This is a genomic window from Microbulbifer hydrolyticus, from assembly GCF_009931115.1.
In the GTDB taxonomy this organism is placed as follows: Bacteria; Pseudomonadota; Gammaproteobacteria; order Pseudomonadales; family Cellvibrionaceae; genus Microbulbifer; species Microbulbifer hydrolyticus.
Genome location: NZ_CP047491.1, coordinates 61,785 through 82,895 on the forward strand (window position 1 = coordinate 61,785; position 21,111 = coordinate 82,895).

The following is a 21,111-nucleotide window of genomic DNA, read 5'->3' on the forward strand; positions in this document are numbered from 1 at the left end:
GCGAAATAAAACAATAAAAACTCAAACGGACATGAAAAAAATAAACTGGTATCCCCCTGTCATTCTTGGCTTGCTCGCCCTGCTGGTCGTTACCTTCGGCGCGCTGGTGGTGTCCCGCTCGGACCAGGAGCAGACGGTTACATCGATCGAAAACACTGGCCAGCAGACCTTTGAGTGGAAGCTGGTCACCACCTGGCCGAAAAATTTCCCCGGCCTTGGCAGTGCGCCCGAGCGCTTTGCCAAAAATGTGTCAGAGATGTCCAACGGCCGCCTGAAGATCAAGGTCTACGGTGCCGGAGAGCTGGTGCCGGCCATGGGCGTGTTCGGGGCGGTATCTGATGGCGCTGCACAAGTAGGCCACGGTGCGGCCTATTACTGGAAGGGCAAGGTGCCCGCCGCGCAGTTTTTTACCGCGGTACCGTTTGGATTAAACGCCCAGGAGATGAATGGCTGGCTGCACTATGGCGGCGGCCTGGAACTGTGGGAAGAAATCTATGCGCCGTTTGACCTGATTCCCATGGCCGGCGGCTCCACCGGCGTACAGATGGCGGGCTGGTTCAACAAGGAAATCAACACCGTCGACGACCTCAAGGGGCTCAAGATGCGCATCCCGGGCCTCGGAGGCGAGGTGCTGAACCGCGCCGGTGGTACCGCGGTCACCATCCCCGGTGGCGAACTCTACACCGCCCTGCAGACCGGTGTGATCGACGCTACCGAATGGGTGGGCCCTTACAACGACCTCGCCTTCGGTTTCCACCAGATCGCCAAATACTACTACTACCCGGGCTGGCACGAGCCGGGTTCGATCCTCGAAATCATCATCAACAAAACCGCCTTCGAAAAGCTGCCAAAAGATCTCCAGGCCATCGTGCGCACCGCCGCCCGCGATGCCAACCAGGACATGCTCGATGAATATACCGCGCGCAACAACCGCGCACTGAAAGAGCTGGTGGAAGAGCACGGGGTAGAGCTGCGCCGACTGCCGGACGAGGTCATCGCCCACCTGAAAACGATCAATCAAAACATCATGGAAAAAACCGCGGCGGAGGATCCGCAGTTTCATCGTGTGTACGAGGCGTTCAAGGAATTTGAATCCCAGGTAATTCCCTACCATCGGATCAGTGAAGAGGCGTATTACCAGACGCGCGATGTCGCGCCAGAGTAATCGTTACGAACTTCTTATTCCTTTTAAATTTCTGTGTCGACGTTAAGCCGTTCATGCTTTGCGTCGATGCCCTCCTCTCTTTGGCTTCATCCCCTTTAGCGCCCCGCGAGCTGCCTTCTTATCTGGCACATCTGTACTCAATTTGGAAATTGAGTCTGACACTATTTTATATTTTTGACATTGCCCAGTGGGTTATTAATATGCAGTCCTAGTTTGGCGTGCATAGATTGCACAAGTCAGTTCTTCTCGCACAGGTTCTTATAACAATGCTGCGCAATTTATCACTGTGCGTTTTCTTGGCGTTTATCTCGGGTACAGCGTTCGCTATGTCTATTTTTGATGCAGGTAAGGTTTGCACTTTTTCACCAATTTCCGGTGTCGTTCTATACGAGGGGAAACCCGTCGCCGGCGCCAGGATAGTGAGAACAACGGATTACCAGAAAAAGAGCCAAGACGAGGCGGTGACAGACGGTAACGGGTATTTTGAAATGCCCGGCATCTATGAACGGCATATTGTGAATTTTCTGCCGCAGGAGTTTGTTGTAGGCCAGTTGATCAATGTCTCGTTCAATGACAAGGAATACAAAATCTGGTCCGGTGTAAAGCGCAAATGGGAAGAAAACGCAGAATCGCGTGGTAAACCGTTGGTGGTAACCTGTGAGCTGACGCAGGAAGATGAGGTTATCAACGTAGATCGTCAGCCTTTTATTGCCAAGTGTAAGTGGGATGTAGATCCAAATATCAAGGCAGATATTTTTTAATAATAGAACAAGGATTTTCAGAATTACGCAAGATTTCCCTCGCAATCTGCTACCGAAGCTTTCATCCAGAGTAAACGAAATCAGTAAACCGGCACTGAGCGCAACCCTCGCAGAGGGCCGTGGCGTTTAGCAGGAGGCAGCACCGTCGTGCCGCCGGCGCAGTCGATGCCAACCAGGACACACTCGACAACCCCTCCTGACATATAAGAACCGCGACGCAGCGATACTGGAATAATAATCCAATAATGTTTATTTTCCGGGGACACTGGACTACTGGTGACTGGGTGTCCGAATCATCCCCATATGACTACCGGTGAAAACTGCTTATTTTTCCCGCGATTTTGGTGTCATAATGCCGGCCTGCCCTCCCCCAAATTAGTTGAAGCCCGTGAAACCCCCGAAACGCCTGCAGCCCCTTGTCGACGATGGTCTGATCGATGAAGTGATCAGCCGCCTGATGAGTGGCAAAGAAGCTGATATTTTCATCGTCCGCTGCGGTGACCAACTTCGCTGCGCCAAGGTCTACAAAGATGCGATCAAGCGCAGCTTCAAAAAGGCCGCCCAATACCAGGAGGGTAGAAAAGTACGCAGTGGTCGCCAGGCGCGCGCCATGGAAAAGCGTTCCAACTATGGCCGCAAACAGCAGGAAGAGATTTGGCAAAATGCCGAAGTCGATGCCCTGTCCCGCCTGGCCCGCGCCGGTGTCCGCGTGCCGGAAACCTACGGTTGCATCGATGGTGTATTGTTGATGGAACTGGTTACCAATGAAGCGGGTGATGTCGCTCCGCGACTCGGCGATGTGATCATGTCGGCAGAGCAGGCGATAGAAGATCATGCACTCGTGATGCATTACATCAACCTGATGCTGTGCGCGGGCATTGTCCACGGCGATCTCTCTGAGTTTAACGTGCTGGTGGATGATTACGGCCCGGTGATCATCGACCTGCCGCAGGCGATCAATGCCGCAGCCAACAACAGCGCACAAGAATTGTTCGCTCGCGATGTCAACAATATGCGTCGCTATTATGGTGCATTCGCCCCCGAGCTATTACACACGCAGTACGCCAAAGAAATCTGGGCATTGTTCGCCGAAGGTAACCTGACACCAGACTCGATACTCAGCGGGAAGTTTGAAGATGACAGTGACAGTGACGGTGTCGATGTGGACGGCGTTCTGGAAGAGATCCAAGCGGTGATGCGGGAGGAGCAGGAGCGGCAGCAGCGCGTTCTCGAAGCCGAGGTAGATTAGAATCCTCTCGCCCCCCCGCGTCGGCTTGATTCGGTTGACAAAAAAAGGGGCCTTGCGGCCCCGAAAAGAAAAGCACTGGGGTTGGATTGAGGGAGGGAGAATCAGAAGTCGTAGGCTTCCGCCCCCGCGTCTGATTTTTTCTCCTCGGGCTTGTCCGCCACCATCACTCGTCAAATTCATCCTCAACAAAACGGCGTTTGAAAAACAGCACGAAGACCTTCAGGTGATCGTGCGCATCGCCCCCGCGATGTAGCGCCAGAGTAATCGTCCCGCCCCTCAAGTTCGCTGGCGCAGAAATCGCGCATCTGCAACAATGCTGGCTTGCATTGGATTCTTAATGACGATAAATAGCGAGTGGAGATAGGGATGAGACATCTGGCCAGGAGCGCGATTTACTGGGCATTTGCCTATACCCTGCTGTGCACAGCACTACCGAGCCTCGCTGATTCAGCAGAAGCGATAAACTTCCCCGAATTGCGTGCAGTGACATCGCCGGAAGAAGCCGGGTTTTCCGCGCACAAGCTGAAGGAACTGGATAGCCTGATTTCGCGCGATGTGGCCGCCGGATTCCCTGGTGCAGTCCTGTTGATTATCCGCGATGGGAAAATCGTCAAAAACACCAGTTACGGTTACCGGCAGAAGTTTGCCGGTACCGCGGCCCTCAAAACATTTGTGCCGATGACCACCGGCACGCTGTTTGATCTGGCTTCCAACACCAAAATGTACGCAACCAATTTTGCACTGCAGAAGCTGGTGAGCGAAGGTAGGCTGGATCTAAAGGCACGAGTGCGTGATTACCTGCCGGAATTTCGCGATCACGATAGCGACAGTATTCGCGGGAAAGATGACCTGACCGTGGAGGACGTGCTGCGCCACCGCGCGGGCTTTATGGCCGACCCGCAATATCACAATCAGAAGGTTGCAAAAGGTCTGTACTCTCAGGTGAGAGACCTTACGCATAAAATGATTGTGCAGACGCCGCTGGTGTACCCACCGCGCACCGATAGTATTTACAGTGACGTGGACTATATGTTGCTCGGTCTGATTATCGAGCGGGTTACCGGCCAGAGGCTTGACGAGTACGTCGGGAAAACCATTTATGCCCCGCTGAAATTGACGCAAACCCACTTCAATCCCCTGCAAAAGGGTTTTGAGTCGACTGCGTTCGCCGCCACTGAACTTCAGGGCAATACCCGCGGGGGTATCATCTCATTTCCCAATATCCGCACTGATACGCTGCTGGGCCAGGTGCACGATGAAAAAGCCTACTATTCGATGGCGGGTGTTTCAGGTCATGCGGGGCTTTTTTCCACTACGGGTGATCTGGCGGTACTGCTGCAGGTAATGCTCAATGGCGGTGGCTACGGTGACATCGCCCTGTTCGATGCTGAATCCATCCGTGCGTTCACCGAGCCATCAGAAAAGGATCCAACGTTCGCGCTGGGTTGGCGGACCAATGGTGACGACAGTATGAAGTGGATGTTTGGCGAGCACGCCAGCAACCGCGCTTATGGCCACACCGGTTGGACCGGCACCCTCACCGTGATAGACCCGGAGTATGACCTGGGCATCGTTTTGCTCACCAATAAAAAGCACTCGCCGGTGATCAAGACCGGTAAGAATACCGGCCGGTTTATCGGTGATTTCTTTGCGGTTGGGCGCTACGGTGAAGTGGTGTCCGCGGTATACGCGGCAATGGAACAAAAGCCGATGGAACAAAAAAGGGGCCTTGCGGCCCCGAAAAGAAAAGTACTGGGGTTGGATTGATGGAGGGTGAATCAGAAATCGTAAGCACCTGCCGCCGCTTCTGATTTGTTCTCCTCCGGCTTGTCCGCCACCATCACTTCGGTGGTCAGCATCAGCCCGGCGATAGAGCCCGCGTTCTGCAGCGCGGAACGGGTGACCTTGGCGGGGTCGATGATGCCGAATTCCAGCATATCGCCGTAGTCGCCGGTCTGGGCGTTGTAGCCGTAGTTGGCGCTGTCATTGGCGCGCACCTGGTTCAGCACCACGCTGCCTTCCACACCGGCATTGGCGACGATCTGACGGAAGGGTTCTTCCATCGCGCGCAGGGCGATATTGATACCCACCTGCTGGTCGTCGTTGGTACCTTGCAGGCCGTTCTTGCGCAGGCTGTCGGCCACCCGCACCAGGGTCAGGCCACCGCCGGCAACAACACCTTCTTCTACCGCCGCGCGGGTCGCGTGGAAGGCGTCGTCCACCAGGTCTTTCTTCTCTTTCATTTCCACTTCGGTGGCCGCGCCCACCTTGATCACCGCAACACCGCCGGCCAGCTTGGCCACGCGTTCCTGCAGTTTTTCCTTGTCATAGTCAGAACTGGAGGCTTCGATTTCCGCGCGGATCTGTTTCACGCGGCTGTCGATGGCGCTCTTGTCACCGGCGCCGTCCACCACCACGGTGGTGTCCTTGCTGATGACCACACGCTTGGCACTGCCCAGCTGTTCCAGCTGCACCTTCTCCAGCGTCAGGCCGACCTCTTCGGAGATCACGGTGCCGCCGGTGAGGATAGCGATATCTTCCAGCATGGCTTTGCGGCGGTCGCCGAATCCCGGTGCTTTTACCGCGGCGACCTTGATGGTGCCGCGCAGACTGTTCACCACCAGGGTGGCCAGGGCTTCGCCTTCAATATCCTCGGCAATCAGTACCAGCGGGCGCCCGGCCTTGGCCACGGATTCCAGTAACGGCAGCAGATCGCGGATATTGCTGATCTTTTTGTCGAACAGCAGGATGTAGGGGTTATCCAGCTCCGCCTGCATCTTTTCCTGGTTGGTGATGAAGTACGGAGACAGGTAGCCGCGGTCGAACTGCATGCCTTCCACGACTTCCAGCTCGTTGTTGAGGGACTTGCCCTCTTCCACGGTAATCACCCCGTCGCGGCCAACTTTTTCCATCGCCTCGGCGATAATCTGGCCGATGTCCTCATTCCAGTTGGCTGACACGGTGCCCACCTGGCCGATTGACCTGGTGTCGTCGCAGGGCTTGGCCAGTTTCGCCAGCTCTGCCACCGCCGCCTTTACTGCAGTGTCGATGCCACGTTTGAGGTCCATGGGGTTCATACCGGCGGCGATGGACTTGTGCCCTTCGCGCACCAAGGCCTGGGCCAGCACGGTGGCGGTGGTGGTGCCGTCACCGGCCACGTCGGCGGTCTTGGAGGCCACCTCTTTCACCATCTGCGCGCCCATATTCTGGAATTTGTCCTTGAGCTCGATTTCCTTGGCCACGGACACGCCGTCTTTGGTAATGCGCGGTGCACCGAAGCTTTTGCTCAGCACCACATTGCGGCCTTTGGGGCCGAGGGTGGCTTTCACCGCGTCGGCGAGAATGTTCACGCCCGCCAGCATGCGTTCGCGCGCGTCGTCGGAGAATTTGACTACCTTGGCACTCATGCGGCTTTCTCCTCTGTTTTCTGTTCCGCTGCTTCCAGTACGGCGAGGATGTCGGACTCTTTCACGATCAGATAGGTCTCGCCGTCGTGTTTGATTTCCGTGCCGGCGTACTGGCCAAACAGCACCCGGTCTCCCACCTTGACGGCCAGCGGGCGCAGTTCGCCATTGTCCAGCGGTGAGCCGCTACCGGCGGCAATCACTTCTCCCTGAGTGGGTTTTTCGGCAGCCTTGTCCGGAATGACGATCCCACCCTTGGTGGTGGTCTCGGCGGCAAGACGTTTCACAACCACCCGGTCGTAGAGCGGTTTGATACTCATCGGATTTCCTCCCAATAAGCATTTGGATGTTTCAATGGTTAAAGGTTGGTTTGCCGGGGAGGGTCTGGGTTGCCCTTCCGACAATCGCGAAAATAGGAGCGGCCCGGGGATTTTCAAGGGGGGTAAAAACCCATTTTTTATAAAAAATTTTTATAAAAATCCGGGGTCGAAAAATAGAAGCGGGATAAAGGCGGATTTATAGTTGTAGTGACCGATGTGTAAAGGAGGAGCAGATGCCGTCCGTATCGCAAACCACCTTTGAAAGTACGCTGGCGGACTTTTTCCGCGAGCGTCTGCAGGCCGGTGCCGAAGATCTCGACCCGCGCCCGCAGGAGGAAACCCTCTGGTACCTGGGCAGCCTGCTGGCGCGGTTTGGCGACAGTGGCCAGGTGTTCAGTTTTGATGAGGGCGAGCTCTCCATCCGTCCGCTCGCCTTGCTGTACCGGGACGCGGTGGAAGTGGACAGTCACTACCATCGCTGCCTGATCCTGCGCCAGCTGGGTGACCTGGCCCTGTTTATGGGCGCACTCTTTCCGGAAAACTACAGTCGTCGCGGGATAGGCCGGGATTACTTTATCGGCATGGGCGGCGGCGCCTACGACTATCTGGGGGAAAACGCCCGGCATAACCGGCGCGTATTCAGCGAACTCGCCGACCGCTTCGCCCGCTTGCTGGAACTGGTGGCGGCGGTGTGCGGGCGCGGGCGGGAGATGGATGCGACAGACATTCTGCAGCTGTTCCAGCGCTGGCGGGAATCCGGAGATCCACAACTGGCGGCGCAGTTGCGCAGTTTGGGAGTAGTCCTGCCGGAGATAGGCGGACTGCATTGAGGCTGCGGGCGCAGCCTCACTCAGGCGTGGATTGCGGCGCTCAGGGCAGCGGCCGTGTACGCCCGCGATCGTCTATGGCAACGAACACGAATTCACCTTCGGTGACTTTTACCTGCTCACCGGTATCTACCCGGGTCAGCCACACTTCCACCAGGGTCTTGATCGAGGAGCGGCCCACTTCGAGGGTTTCTGCATAGCAGCTGACGGTTGAGCCCACTGTTACCGGGCGCAGGAAGACCATGCTGCCTACGGCGACGGTGGTAACACGGCCACGGGCAATGCTCTGGGCGAGGATGGCTCCGGCCACGTCCATCTGCGACATCAACCAGCCGGCAAAGACGTCGCCCTGCGGGTTGGTATCCCGTGGCATGGACTGGGTTTGCAGGGTCAGGGTACCGCTGGGTTGCGGTTCTTCATCTATGGCGGACATCGCTGGTGCTCACATTCTTAGATTTATTGATCCGAAGGGGCATCAGAAGGGGGATCAATGGTGCCTCGGTTCGGATGGCGCATTCTAACACAAGCTGGGTACTAATTAGCCAGTATGAGTCGCGCAAATTTTTGTGCTCCTTATGCGTGTTATCCAAGCATTATCCGCGCCAGCTTGTTTGCTTTTCGCGCATCTCCTAAACTGCGCGACATGCGTGCACTGATTCTGACCCTGATGCTGTTGTGTTTTGCCGCCCAGAGCCTGGCTCTGGCGGTGGGCCCTGCCTGCGATCCGGGCGCCGATGCCAGTGGGCACGCGAGCATGTCTATGGCGATGGAGGCAGGGACCCATGCCGAAGCCGACCACAGCAATATGCCCTGCTGTGAGGACTCGGCCGACACCGCCCACCAGGATCTGTGCCAGCTGACCTGTTCGGTCGGCGGCTGTGGTTCTATGGCGCTTGTCGCCCAGGATTGGCAGGTCATCGCCCTGCCGGCCACACCTCCGTTCCAGCCAATCTCCCCCTCTCCCCTCACCGCTTCACAGCGAAACCTGTTGCGCCCGCCCATCGGCGCCTGATGCCAAGCTAATTTGCGCCATCCGCGGCGTATAAATCGACGCTTAATTTTACGATCGCGAATGCTTCTAACGCCGTGATCGAGCATCTGTCATACAGGACTTATCCATGGGAATTGTTGCGCATGCCCTGGGCCGACTGGCCCCGGCGCTGCTGATTGCCACATTCACTGTGCCCGTATGGGCACAGCTCAACCTCGATGGTGCTATCCAGCTGGCCAGCGAACAGGATCCACAGACTGCCGCCGCGCTGGCGGCCGCGGATGCCGCGGCACAGGCCGCGGTGGCGGACAGCCAGTGGGCCGATCCGCAGGTAAAAGTAGGCATCGCCAACCTGCCTACCGACACCTTCGCCTTCGACGACCAGCCGATGACGCAGAAAGTCATCGGCATCAGCCAGAAGCTCCCGCGCGGGAATTCGGCGGCACTGGCCGGCGAGCGCGGCGCGTATACCGCAGAGGCCGGCTATGCCGGTGCCGCGAATACAGAGCTGGCGCTGGCGCGGGATGTGGGGCTCGCCTACCTCAGCGTGGCCGAGCAGTTGCGGGTGCGCGAACTGCTGGCGGAGAACCGGCGCTGGATGCAGGAACTGGTTGGCTACAACCGCGCACGTCTTGCCAGCGCACAGATCCAGTCCCAGCAGTTGCTGCAGTCCCAGCTGGCGCTGGCGAGGCTGGACGACCGCATCGCCGCGGTGGACGGGGAGATCAATCGCGCCCGCGGTACCCTGAGCCGCTGGATCGGCGGCGCTGCCTGGGGCGCGCTGGACACATCGCCGCCGGCCTGGCGAGACACCCGCGACTGGCTGGCAGGACAGACCCTGCCGGTGCCCCTGACCAGCGTTGAGCAGCACCCGGCGGTCGCCGCCAGTAGCGCCCGGGTGGCCGCAGAACGGGCCAATGTGGCACTGGCGCAGGAGGCCTACAAACCCCAGTTCGGGGTCGACTTCAGCTACGGCCAGCGCGATCGTACGCCTATGAGTGACGGCTCGGATTTCGCCAGCGTGATGGTGTCATTCGACCTGCCGCTATTCCGTCACAACCGACAGGACCGGCGCCTCGCCGCCAGCCGTGCGCGCGAGAGTGCCGGCATCCTGCAGCGCCAGAGCCTGTTGCAGCAATTGCACGCGGAACTGAACGGTGCCGTGGCCATGGCCCAGACTCTGGACCGTCGCCGCGCGGAATATCGCGAGGATCTGCTGGCCCAGGCCGAGGCAACCGCCGATGCAGTGCTCAAGGGCTACGCCAGCAATACCGCAGATCTCGAAGCGGTGATTGCTGCGCGTATGGACGCCATTGAGACCCAGATTAGCGCCGCCCGCCTTACCTACGACTACTTCCGCGCCCTGGCGCGCATCCGTTACTTCCGTGCCGTTGATCCGCGCATCGATGCCAACAGCAAATAACCAGCGGTTTCCCAAGTTATGAACAAAGTATTGATTGTTGTCCTTGCCCTTATTGCCCTGGTGGTGGGGATTCTTGTCGGCCGCGGCCTGTCCGGTGGCGACGACTCGGCGCAAAGCGGCGGCGATGAAAAGAAAATTCTCTACTGGGTCGCGCCCATGGATCCCAACTATCGTCGCGAGGGCCCGGGCAAGTCGCCCATGGGCATGGACCTGGTGCCGGTGTATGAAGGCGAGGAAGAAGAATCTGCGCCTGGCACGGTCTCCATCTCGCCGCAGGTGGAGAACAATCTGGGTGTGCGCACCGCCGCTGCGCAGCAAGGCCCGGTGGCCACACAGGTGGACACCGTGGGCCTGGTGCAACTGGACGAGGACAAGCTGCACCATGTGCACACCCGCCTGAGCGGCTGGGTGCACAAAAGCTGGGTAAAGGCCGTGGGCGACCGCGTACGCAAGGGCCAGCCGCTGGTCGAGATCTACTCGCCGGAACTGGTAAAGGCACAGAGCGAACTGGTGGCGGCACTGGAGAGTGGCAACCGCACCCTGATCGAGGCCACCCGCGAACGCCTGAATACCCTCGGGGTGCCCGCGGACCAGGTGCGGGAGGTCAGTCGCACCCGCGAGGTCAGCCAGACCATCACTCTCCACTCGCCCGCCGATGGCTATGTGAACGAGTTCGCGGCCCGCGACGGCATGTACATCACCCCCGCCACCACCCTGATGAGTATTGGTCCGCTGGACACCGTATGGGTCGAAGGCGAGCTGTTCCCGAAACAGGGCGGCCAGGTGCAGGTGGGCGATACCGCTACCCTGCAGGGCGACTTCGCCCCCGGCCGCAGCTGGACCGGCAAACTGGTGCACATCCTGCCGGACCTGGATCCCGAGACCCGTACCCTGCGCGTGCGGGTACTGGTGGAAAACCGGGACAAGTCCCTGCGTCCGGGCATGTTCGTGCGCCTGCAACTGGAGGGCCCCAAAGTGAACACGCTCACCGTGCCGCGCGGCGCGCTGATCCGCACCGGTGACATGGACCGGCTGGTGATTGCCGAGGGCGCGGGGCGCTACCGCTCGGTGCGGGTACGTGTGGGACGCGAGCTGGGCCAGCGGGTGGAAATCCTCGCCGGTATCGCGCCCGGCACACAAGTGGTGACCTCGGCCCAGTTCCTGCTGGACTCCGAGTCCAGTATCAGCGCCGATCTACAGCGAATAGAAGGGAAAAGTGCCGCTAAAACCGGTCAAAAATCGGCAAAATCCGATACCGCCTGGGCCGAAGCCACGGTGCTCAGCATGCCCGACGACAACCACTACGCGCGCCTCGATCACGGCCCGGTGCCGGAATGGGACTGGCCCGGCATGGTGATGGGTTTTTATGTGGCGGAGGCTGCACAGAATGACCTGCGCAAGGCGCTGGAAAGCGGCGCACCGCTGCGGGTGCAGATGCATCAGCGCGAGGACGGTAAATACGAGGTGATCGCCACCCGTGCCGTGGCCGGGGATGCCGGTGGAGACATGGACCATTCGCAGATGGGCCACGGTGACATGGATCACGGGGACACGGAGCCTGAAATGGATCACCACGGGCAGCAGGAGCCGCAGAAATGATCGCGCGCATCATTCAATGGTCCCTGCACAATCGCGCACTGGTGCTGATTGCCGCGGTGGTACTGGCCATTGCCGGACTCTATAGCCTGCGCAACACGCCGGTGGACGCGCTGCCGGACCTGTCTGACGTGCAGGTGATCGTCAAAACCAGCTACCCGGGTCAGGCGCCGCAGGTGGTGGAAGACCAGGTCACCTATCCGCTTACCACCGCCATGCTGAGCGTGCCCGGCGCGCATACCGTGCGCGGTTATTCCTTTTTCGGCGACTCCTACGTTTACGTCATTTTCGACGACGATGTCGACCTTTACTGGGCCAGATCCCGGGTACTGGAATACCTGAGTCAGGTGGCGCCGCGCCTGCCCGCGGCCGCCAGCCCGGAACTGGGCCCGGATGCCACCGGCGTGGGCTGGATCTACAGCTACACCCTGGTGGACCCCACCGGTAAACACGACCTGGCGCAGCTGCGCTCGCTGCAGGACTGGTTCCTGAAATACGAGCTGCAGACCCTGCCCGGTGTGTCCGAGGTAGCGACCGTGGGCGGTATGGTGCGGCAATACCAGGTGCAGGTGGATCCGCTGCGCCTGCGCGCCTACGACCTCACCCTGGCCCAGGTGCAGGATGCCATCGAGCGCGGCAACCGCGAGTCAGGCGCCTCGGTGGTGGAGATGGCCGAAGCCGAATATATGGTGCGCGCCAGCGGCTATATCCAGAGCGTGGAAGACTTGCGCCAGCTACCGCTGCTGGTCAACGACAGCGGCACCCCGCTGTTGCTGCGGGACGTGGCGGATGTCCACCTGGGCCCGCAGATGCGCCGCGGCCTGTCGGAACTCAACGGCGAGGGCGAGGCCGTCGGCGGCGTCATCGTGATGCGCTTTGGCGAAAACGCGCGCGCGGTGATCGATCGCGTGCGCGCGCGCTTGCAGGAACTCCAGCGCAGCCTGCCGGCAGGGGTGGAAATCGTGCCCACCTACGATCGCAGCGAGCTGATCGACAGCGCGGTGGACAACCTGTGGCACAAGCTGTTGCAGGAATTTATCGTGGTGGCGCTGGTGTGCGCGTTGTTCCTGTTTCACCTGCGTTCTTCGCTGGTGATCGCCATCAGCCTGCCGCTCGGTATCATCGGCGCCTTCGTGGTGATGCACCTGCAGGGCATCAACGCCAACATCATGAGCCTGGGCGGTATCGCCATTGCCATCGGCGCCATGGTGGACGGTGCGATCGTGATGATCGAGAACCTGCACAAGCATATGGAGCGCACCCCGCTTACCGAGGAGAATCGGTGGAAGGTGGTCGGCGAGGCCGCCAGCGAGGTGGGGCCACCACTGTTCTTCAGCCTGCTGATCATCACCCTGAGCTTCCTGCCCGTATTCGCTCTGGAGGGCCAGGAGGGCCGCCTGTTCGCACCCTTGGCTTACACCAAGACCTACGCCATGGCGGTGGCCGCCGGCCTTGCCATCACGCTGGTACCGGTGCTGATGGGCTATCTGGTGCGGGGCGAGGTGAAGCCGGAACAGGCCAACCCCATCAACCGCGCCTTTACCGCCGCGTATCGCCCGGCGCTGGAACTGGCGATCCGCTATCCGCTACTCGTGGTCGTTACCGCGCTGGCGTTGCTCGCCAGTGCGCTGTATCCGCTGTCCAGAACCGGCAGCGAATTCATGCCGCCGCTGGACGAGGGCGACCTGATGTATATGCCCAGCACCCATCCCGGCATTTCCATCGGCAAGGCCCGCGAGCTACTGCAGCAGACCGACAAGATGATCATGCAGGTACCCGAAGTGGCGCAGGTGTGGGGCAAGATGGGCCGCGCGGAAACCGCCACCGACCCGGCGCCGCTGACCATGGTGGAGACCATCATCCGCTTCAAGCCCCGCGATCAGTGGCGCGACGGTATGACCCCGGAAAAGCTGCGCGCGGAACTGGATGCGGCGGTACAGCTGCCCGGCGTGACCAACGCCTGGGTGATGCCGATCAAGACCCGCATCGACATGCTCGCCACCGGTATCAAGACTCCTGTCGGCATCAAGATCGCCGGCGCCGACCTGCACCGGATCGAAAAGATCGGCACCCGCCTTGAATCCCTGCTCAAGAACGTGCCCGGCACTGCGTCGGTGTTTGCCGAGCGCGTGGAGGGCGGCCGCTATATCGACATCGATATCGACCGCAGCGCGGCGGCACGCTACGGCCTGAATATTCAGGACGTGCAGACGGTGATCGACACCGCAGTGGGCGGCAAGAAAGTGGGTGAGACGGTCGAGGGACTGGAGCGCTATCCGATCAACGTGCGTTATCCACAGGCCTGGCGTGACTCACCGGAGAACCTGCGCTCCCTGCCGCTGGTGGCTCCCAACGGTACCCATCTGAGCCTCGGCGATGTGGCGACCATCGCGGTCGAGAGCGGCCCGCCGATGATCAAGACCGAGAACGCGCGCCCCAACGGTTGGATCTATATCGACATCGCCAATCGCGACCTGGGCTCCTGGGTGGCGGAGGCACAGCAGCTGGTGGCGAGTGAACTGGCGTTGCCGCCGGGCTACTCGCTGGCGTGGTCTGGGCAGTACGAATACATGGAGCGCGCCCGCGAACGCCTGGGTCTGCTGCTGCCGGTCACCCTCGGCATCATCGTGCTGCTGCTGTATTTCAGTTTCCGCCACTGGGGCGAGGTGCTGGTGATCATGGGCACCCTGCCAATGGCACTGATCGGCGGCCTGTGGCTGCTGTACTGGCTGGACTTCAACCTGTCGGTGGCAGTGGGCGTGGGCTTTATCGCACTGGCCGGGGTGGCAGTGGAGATCGGGGTGATCATGCTGGTGTATCTCAACCAGGCCTGGAAACGGGCGCTGGCGGAGTGCGAAGCCGCCGACCGCAAACCGGCCCTCGATGATCTGCTGGATGCAATCCGCCGCGGTGCCGGTCAGCGCATGCGCCCGGTGCTGATGACCACCGCCACGGTGTTTATCGGCCTGGTGCCGGTGATGATTGGTTCCGGTGTCGGCTCCGAGGTGATGCAACGCATTGCCGCGCCGATGGTGGGGGGCATGGTGAGTGCCATGCTGCTGACCCTGGTGGTGATCCCCTCGGTATATCGCCTGTGGAAAGGTCGGGGGTTGGCGAGCGCTTCGTAACTGGTGTTGTGGCGGCGGAGTACCGGGTGCGCTACCACCACCGGGCCAGCTAAAGAGCGATCCATGGGGTGGATTAGATTAGCTGGCCACGAACCCCGGCAGCCAGGTCGCCAGCGCCGGCCAAACCGCCAGCAGCAACATCACCAGCAACTGAATCGCAATAAACGGCACCACCCCGCTGTAAATAGCGCCGGTAGCCACTTCTGCAGGCGCGACCCCGCGCAGATAGAACAGCGCAAAACCAAAGGGCGGTGTCAGGAAGGAAGTCTGCAGGTTCAGCGCAATCATCACGCCCAGCCACACCGGATCCAGCCCCATCGCCAGCAGTACCGGCCCGACAATCGGCACCACCACAAAAGTGATTTCGATAAAGTCGAGGATAAAGCCCAGCAGGAAGATGATCAGCATCACCAGCAGGGTTGCGCCGACCACGCCACCGGGCAGGCTTTCGAACAAGTGGGTAACCACTTCCTCACCACCAAAACCGCGGAATACCAGCGAGAACAGCGAGGCCCCGATCAGGATGGCGAACACCATCGCGGTGACCTGCAGCGTGCTTTGTCCCACTTCCCCGGCACGGGCCCAGTTCAGTGCGCCGCGGCCCCACGCGAGGATGCCGGCACCGAGCGCACCCACGGCGGCCGCCTCGGTGGGGGTGGCCGCGCCGGTAATGATCGACCCGAGAACCAGCAGCATCAGTGCGATCGGCGGGAACAGGCTTTTCAGGGTCTGCAGCAGATCGACCTCCTCCCCTGAGGTACGCGACACCGCCGGCTCTCGCCGGGCGATGAACAGCAGGTACAGGATATACGCCGCCACCAGCAGCAGACCGGGAATGATTGCGCCCATAAACAGGTCGCCGACGCTTACCGGTTTGGGATTGAAGATCCCCTGCGACAGCTGCGCCTGTTGATAGGCATTGGACAGGGTGTCGCCCAGCAGCACCAGCGCAATAGACGGGGGAATGATCTGCCCGAGGGTGCCGGTGGCACAGATGGTGCCGGTGGCGAGTTTGGGGGAATAGCCGCGCTTCAGCATGGTGGGCAGGGACATCAGGCCCATGGTCACCACGGTGGCGCCCACGATACCGGTGCTGGCGGCGAGCAGTGCGCCGACCACCACCACGGATACCGCCATGCCGGCGGGAATACCGGAAAATACCCGCGCCAGGTTGACCAGCAGCTCCTCGGCGATACGTGCCCGCTCCAGCATCACGCCCATCAACACGAACAGCGGCACCGCCATCAGGGTGCCGTTCTGCATGATGCCGTAGAGGCGATCGGGGAAGGCCCTGAGGAGTTCCGCGTCGAACACACCGCCGACAATACCCAGGCCCGCAGCGATCAGCGCGGTGCCGCCGAGGGTGAAGGCCACCGGATAACCGAACATCAACGCGGCGCACACCGCCACGAACATCAACAGGGGAATCAGCTCCATCATGCGCTGGCCTCCCCGGCGGCTTCGCGCACCAGCGGGTGGGGTTTGCCGGAAGTCTGTTCTGCTGCCGCGGTATCCGGGGCCTTGCTGGGCTCGGCGGTAGCGGAACGGGATTCGACCTGCATCAGGGTGTTAAGCGCACGGGTGAACTGCGAGACACCTTGCAGCGCCAGCGTTGCCGCGGCCAGGGGGATCAGGCTTTTCAGCAGATAGACACCGCCCAGGCCGTCAGCACTGGCGCTCGATTCCAGTACCGTCCAGCTATTGGCGGCAAACTGCCAGCTGCCCACGGCAATGAACGCGCAAATCGGCAGCAGGAAAACAAGGCAGCCCACCGCGTCGACCCAGGCCTTGCCGCGGGCAGACATGGTGCGGTAGAAGACGTCCACCCGCACGTGGGCGCCGGCCTGCAGCGCGTAGGCGAGGCCGAGCATAAACGCGGCGCCGTGCAGGTAGGTGACAGTATCCTGCAGGGCCAGCGAGCCACCATCAAACCCATAGCGCAGGGCCACGATCAGGCTCTGGATGAGCACCATGGCCAGGGTGAGCCAGCCCAGCATGCGGCCGCTAAGGCTGGCAAAGCGGTCCAACCGCGCGGCGGTGCCCAGTAGAAGTGATTGCGGGGGGTACTTCATGGGGAATCTCTCAGATCATCTTTATTCTTGTACTGATGAAAGCAGAGCGTACCTGCTGGTCAAAGTTTGCGCCAGTACTGCCGCTGACCCGCCTGTATCGAGCTTTTCAGGGTGGCTGACCATGGTTTGCCACTTGGTCATTAAGTGCGCCGACGGCTGTAACCTGTTTGTAACTTTTCATTCATAGAATCGTCACCAGTTCGACATAGCATGCGTCGCGTGCAGATAAATCGACCACCTTTTGGAGATACCAATGAACAACCGTTCTGCGAGCAAAACTGTTCTGGCCTCAGCGCTGGCAGCCCTGACCATTGCTGCGTCCAGCGCGGCACTGGCCGCACGCGACCATATCAGCATTGTCGGCTCTTCCACCGTTTACCCGTTTACCACTGTGGTAGCGGAGCGCTTCAGCCGCGCGACCCAGTTCAAGACCCCGGTTGTGGAATCCACCGGCACCGGCGGTGGCATGAAGCTGTTCTGCCAGGGCGTGGGTGAGAATACGGCGGACATCACCGGTGCCTCCCGCCGTATCAAGCAGTCCGAGCTGGAAATGTGTAATGAAAACGGCGTTGACGTGGTGGAAGTCCAGATTGGCTTTGACGGTATCGTACTTGCCAACGCGAAGAGCGATCAGCGCTTTGAGCTGACGCGCAAGGATCTGTTTCTGGCGCTGGCGAAAGACGTGCCCAACCCGGATGGCTCTGAGACACTGGTTGCAAACCCGTACAAGACCTGGAAAGACGTGAACCCGGCGCTCCCTGCACACGAGATCGAAGTGCTGGGCCCGCCCCCGACTTCCGGTACCCGCGACGCCTTTGCCGAGCTGGCGATGGAAGGTGGCTGCAAGAAGTTCGACTGGATCGCGGCCAAGAAGAGCAGTGACAAGAATGCCTTCAAAGCCATCTGCCACAACATCCGTGAAGATGGTGCCTATATCGAAGCTGGTGAGAACGACAACCTGATTGTGAACAAGCTCGCGGCCAACCCGAATGCCCTCGGCATCTTCGGTTTCAGTTTCCTCGACCAGAATGCCGACAAAGTGCAGGGCTCACTGATTGAAGGCCAGGAGCCGACGTTCGACTCCATTGCGGATCAGAAATACCCGGTTTCCCGTCCGCTGTTCATCTATGTGAAAAAAGCGCATGTGGATGTGGTGCCCGGTATCAAGCAGTTCCTGGCGGAGTTCACCAACAACCGGGCCTGGGGCGAAGAAGGTTACCTGGCCGACAAAGGCATGATCCCGCTGCCCAATGCCCAGCGTCAGCAGGTCGCCAACAACGTACGCAAGCTGAATGCCCTGACCAACCTGGCCGCGAAATAAAAACGGCGGGTACTCGAGAGAAACTTCAGGTAGATGGAATTACCGGCCAAGCCCAGAGGGGCTTGGCCGTTTCCGTATAAAGACTGGCGTAATTTTCAGAGCGCCATGCAATTGCGGTCGCAAGTCCTGATAATAGTGGACGCTTCTACCCAAACAGATAACCGAGCAATTTGATGCAGACTCCCACGCTCTTCGCCCTGCTGTTGCTGCTGATACTGGTGGCTTATGGCACCGGCTTCAGTCGCGCCATCGGTACCGCCCGCAGCCGCGGTGGAATCCGAAGCTTGGCGTCACTGCCCAGTTATTACGGTGTGCATACTGCACTGTGGTGTGGCTTGCCCGCCCTGATCATCCTGGGGTGCTGGCTGGCTTTCGACGATTCCATCATCCGCACCCTGGTTCTGGGTGGGCTTGCCGACAAGCCGGAGTCCGTGTCCGGGCAGAACCTGCTGTACTCGCAGATCCAGAACATGGCCGCGGGCAATCTGGTCGGCGAGGCCACGCCGCAGTTGACCGCCGCCGCCGAACACCTGAGCAGCCTGCGCCAGAGTGGCCAGTGGCTGCAGACGGCGCTGATCCTGATCCTGTCGCTGGGTCTCGGCTCTTTTGCGCTGCTGCAGATATCCCCGGAAATGCGCGCGCGGGAAAAAGTGGAAAAGGTACTGCGGGCGATACTGCTGGTGTGTGCCTGCGCGGCCATCTTCACCACCATCGGCATCCTGATGTCGGTACTGCTCGAGTCGCTGCGCTTCTTCCAGGCGGTGCCGGTTAGCGAATTTCTGTTTGGCCTGCACTGGAGTCCGCAGATGGCAATGCGTGACGACCAGGTGGGCTCCAGCGGCGCGTTTGGTGCCGTTCCCCTGTTTACCGGCACCCTGATGGTGTCGGCCATCGCCATGTTGGTGGCGGTTCCGGTCGGGTTGATGTCGGCAATCTATCTGGCGGAATACGCCGGCAACCGGGTGCGCGCTTTTGCCAAGCCGCTGATCGAGATTCTCGCCGGTGTGCCTACCGTGGTTTACGGCTTCTTTGCCGCGCTCACTGTCGCTCCTTTTATCCGTGAACTGGCCGAGTCCATTGGCCTCGAAGCTTCCAGCGAAAGTGCGCTGGCCGCCGGTCTGGTCATGGGGGTGATGATCATCCCGTTTGTATCGTCCCTGTCCGACGACGTGATCAACGCGGTGCCCCAGTCCCTGCGCGACGGCGCCCTCGGCCTCGGCTCCACCAAATCGGAAACCGTGCGCAAGGTAGTGATTCCCGCTGCCCTGCCCGGCATTGTCGGTGGTGTGCTGCTGGCGGTATCGCGCGCGATTGGCGAAACCATGATTGTGGTGATGGCCGCGGGCCTCGCCGCAAACCTTACCGCCAACCCGCTGGAGTCGGTCACCACGGTGACCGTACAGATCGTGACCCTGCTGGTTGGCGACCAGGAATTTGATAGCCCGAAAACCCTCGCTGCTTTCGCCCTCGGTCTGATGCTGTTTATCAGCACGCTGATTCTGAACTTTATCGCCCTGCACGTCGTGAAAAAATACCGGGAACAGTATGACTGATCTGACTCAAACCCAGGTGCGCGAGCGCATTGCCGCGCGCCTTGCCAGCCGCCACCGCAAGGAAAAGCTGTTCCGCGGCCTCGGTATCGCGAGCATTGCGTTTGGCGTGCTGGCGGTGCTGGTGCTGTTTACCGACATCATCAGCAAGGGCGCCAGCGCCTTTGTGCAGGCGGATATCCAGCTACAGGTAACTTACGACCCGGCGGAACTGGGAATTGACAAGGTAGATGACGAGAGCCTGGCCTGGGCCAACTTTGACGGTGTGATCCGCGCAGCGCTGCGCGAGCGCTTTCCCGATGTGAGTGGTCGTCAAGACAAGCGTGAATTGTACTCCCTGGTATCGAACGGCGCCGGGTTTGAATTGCGCGAGCGCCTGCAAAACCACCCGGAACTGCTGGGGCAGACCGAAACCCTGTGGTTCAACGCCGATGACGATGTCGACACTTATGTAAAAAGCCTGTCCAGGACAGAAGAGGGATTCCTCGGGCGCACCTCCGAGCAGAAGGCCCTGTGGATCCAGGAATTACGCACATCCGGTGAACTGAAAAAGCGCTTCAACACCACCTTCTTTACCAACGGCGATTCCCGCGAGCCGGAGCAGGCGGGCATCCGCGCGGCGTTGGTGGGCTCCCTGTTCACTCTGCTGGTCACGCTGGTGTTGTCTTTCCCCATCGGGGTGGCGGCAGCCATTTACCTGGAAGAGTTTGCACCGAAAAACCGCTGGACCGACGTGATCGAGGTAAACATCAACAACCTGGCCGCGGTGCCGTCCATCGTGTTCGGCCTGCTGGGGCTGGCAATTTTCATCAACTTTTTCGAAATGCCGCGCTCGGCACCGCTTGTGGGTGGCCTGGTGCTGACCCTGATGACGTTGCCGACCATCATCATTTCCAGTCGTGCGTCGCTGAAGTCGGTACCGCCATCGATCCGTGAAGCGGCGATGGGCATGGGTGCCTCGCGCATGCAGGTGGTGCTGCACCATGTGTTGCCGCTGGCGATGCCCGGCATGCTCACCGGCGCCATCATCGGCATGGCGCAGGCCCTCGGCGAAACTGCACCGTTGCTGATGATCGGTATGGTGGCGTTTATCGTCGATGTACCCCACGGCATCACCGATCCGTCAACGGTACTCCCGGTGCAGATATTCCTGTGGGCGGACAGTCCCGAGCGCGCGTTTGTCGAGCGCACCTCCGCCGCGATCATGGTGCTGCTGGCTGTGCTGATCACCATGAATACCTGCGCAGTATGGCTGCGCAAGAAACTCGAGCGCCGCTGGTAACGCTCTGTGTTGTCGACGAATG

At 60.2% G+C, this 21,111-nt stretch carries 17 protein-coding genes; 12 read left to right on the forward strand and 5 right to left on the reverse strand.

Annotated elements, in window-relative coordinates; translation table 11 throughout:
• Positions 1 to 31: 31 nt before the first annotated feature.
• The 4 genes from GTQ55_RS00265 to pbp4b all read left to right on the forward strand — a co-directional run bounded on the left by GTQ55_RS00265 (position 32) and on the right by pbp4b (position 4,942).
• Entirely contained in the window at positions 32 to 1,165 is a 1,134-nt protein-coding gene (locus GTQ55_RS00265) for a TRAP transporter substrate-binding protein (RefSeq protein WP_161856900.1), read from the forward strand.
• Between the two features lie 326 nt (positions 1,166 to 1,491).
• Positions 1,492 to 1,926, forward strand: a complete 435-nt coding sequence (locus GTQ55_RS00270; protein ID WP_161856901.1) for a DUF6795 domain-containing protein — start codon at positions 1,492 to 1,494, stop codon at positions 1,924 to 1,926.
• 388 nt (positions 1,927 to 2,314) lie between these two features.
• The gene (locus tag GTQ55_RS00275; protein ID WP_161856902.1) at positions 2,315 to 3,175 is read left to right on the forward strand and encodes a PA4780 family RIO1-like protein kinase; all 861 of its coding nucleotides are present in this window, start codon (positions 2,315 to 2,317) and stop codon (positions 3,173 to 3,175) included.
• 366 nt (positions 3,176 to 3,541) lie between these two features.
• Entirely contained in the window at positions 3,542 to 4,942 is a 1,401-nt protein-coding gene (pbp4b, locus tag GTQ55_RS00280; protein WP_161856903.1) for a penicillin binding protein PBP4B, read from the forward strand.
• An 11-nt stretch (positions 4,943 to 4,953) separates the two neighbouring features.
• Here pbp4b and groL read toward each other — a convergent pair whose 3' ends face one another.
• Complete coding sequence (groL, locus tag GTQ55_RS00285; protein ID WP_161856904.1) at positions 4,954 to 6,582, reverse strand: chaperonin GroEL; 1,629 nt, start codon at positions 6,580 to 6,582, stop codon at positions 4,954 to 4,956.
• The gene (groES, locus tag GTQ55_RS00290; protein WP_161856905.1) at positions 6,579 to 6,899 is read right to left on the reverse strand and encodes a co-chaperone GroES; all 321 of its coding nucleotides are present in this window, start codon (positions 6,897 to 6,899) and stop codon (positions 6,579 to 6,581) included. The genes groL and groES overlap by 4 nt, the downstream gene beginning before the upstream one ends.
• Positions 6,900 to 7,132: 233 nt before the next feature.
• On the opposite strand from groES, the gene GTQ55_RS00295 reads away from it, so the two are divergent.
• Positions 7,133 to 7,729 (forward strand): MLKL N-termimal domain-containing protein, encoded by a 597-nt coding sequence (locus GTQ55_RS00295; protein ID WP_161856906.1) that lies wholly within the window; start codon positions 7,133 to 7,135, stop codon positions 7,727 to 7,729.
• 40 nt (positions 7,730 to 7,769) lie between these two features.
• Here the strand turns inward: GTQ55_RS00295 and GTQ55_RS00300 are convergent, their stop codons facing one another.
• Positions 7,770 to 8,159 carry an acyl-CoA thioesterase gene (locus GTQ55_RS00300; RefSeq protein ID WP_161856907.1) on the reverse strand — a complete coding sequence of 130 codons (390 nt, stop codon included), beginning with the start codon at positions 8,157 to 8,159 and terminating at the stop codon, positions 7,770 to 7,772.
• 210 nt (positions 8,160 to 8,369) lie between these two features.
• Here GTQ55_RS00300 and GTQ55_RS00305 point away from each other — a divergent pair, with 210 nt between their 5' ends.
• The 4 genes from GTQ55_RS00305 (at position 8,370) to GTQ55_RS00320 (ending at position 14,864) form a co-directional block, all read left to right on the forward strand.
• Complete coding sequence (locus tag GTQ55_RS00305; protein WP_161856908.1) at positions 8,370 to 8,738, forward strand: hypothetical protein; 369 nt, start codon at positions 8,370 to 8,372, stop codon at positions 8,736 to 8,738.
• Positions 8,739 to 8,844: 106 nt separating this feature from the next.
• Positions 8,845 to 10,140, forward strand: a complete 1,296-nt coding sequence (locus GTQ55_RS00310) for a TolC family protein (RefSeq protein ID WP_161856909.1) — start codon at positions 8,845 to 8,847, stop codon at positions 10,138 to 10,140.
• Between the two features lie 18 nt (positions 10,141 to 10,158).
• On the forward strand, positions 10,159 to 11,739 hold the full coding sequence (locus tag GTQ55_RS00315) for an efflux RND transporter periplasmic adaptor subunit (RefSeq protein WP_161856910.1): 1,581 nt from the start codon (positions 10,159 to 10,161) through the stop codon (positions 11,737 to 11,739).
• A complete protein-coding gene (locus tag GTQ55_RS00320) occupies positions 11,736 to 14,864 on the forward strand; it encodes an efflux RND transporter permease subunit (protein WP_161856911.1) in 3,129 nt (1,042 codons plus the stop codon). Before GTQ55_RS00315 ends, GTQ55_RS00320 begins: the two co-directional genes overlap by 4 nt.
• Before the next feature lie 78 nt (positions 14,865 to 14,942).
• On the opposite strand, the gene GTQ55_RS00325 is transcribed toward GTQ55_RS00320, so the two are convergent.
• Together GTQ55_RS00325 and GTQ55_RS00330 are read right to left on the reverse strand one after the other, a co-directional pair.
• On the reverse strand, positions 14,943 to 16,304 hold the full coding sequence (locus GTQ55_RS00325; RefSeq protein ID WP_161856912.1) for a TRAP transporter large permease: 1,362 nt from the start codon (positions 16,302 to 16,304) through the stop codon (positions 14,943 to 14,945).
• A complete protein-coding gene (locus GTQ55_RS00330; protein WP_161856913.1) occupies positions 16,301 to 16,936 on the reverse strand; it encodes a TRAP transporter small permease subunit in 636 nt (211 codons plus the stop codon). Before GTQ55_RS00330 ends, GTQ55_RS00325 begins: the two co-directional genes overlap by 4 nt.
• 253 nt (positions 16,937 to 17,189) lie before the next feature.
• Between GTQ55_RS00330 and GTQ55_RS00335 the strand changes: the two genes are divergently transcribed.
• From GTQ55_RS00335 to pstA, 3 genes are all read left to right on the forward strand, one after another.
• Positions 17,190 to 18,257: a PstS family phosphate ABC transporter substrate-binding protein gene (locus GTQ55_RS00335; protein ID WP_183946624.1), complete on the forward strand. Its 1,068-nt coding sequence runs from the start codon at positions 17,190 to 17,192 to the stop codon at positions 18,255 to 18,257.
• Positions 18,258 to 18,430: 173 nt separating this feature from the next.
• Positions 18,431 to 19,810, forward strand: a complete 1,380-nt coding sequence (gene pstC, locus GTQ55_RS00340) for a phosphate ABC transporter permease subunit PstC (RefSeq protein WP_161856914.1) — start codon at positions 18,431 to 18,433, stop codon at positions 19,808 to 19,810.
• Entirely contained in the window at positions 19,803 to 21,089 is a 1,287-nt protein-coding gene (gene pstA / locus GTQ55_RS00345) for a phosphate ABC transporter permease PstA (RefSeq protein WP_161856915.1), read from the forward strand. Before pstC ends, pstA begins: the two co-directional genes overlap by 8 nt.
• Positions 21,090 to 21,111: the final 22 nt, after the last annotated feature.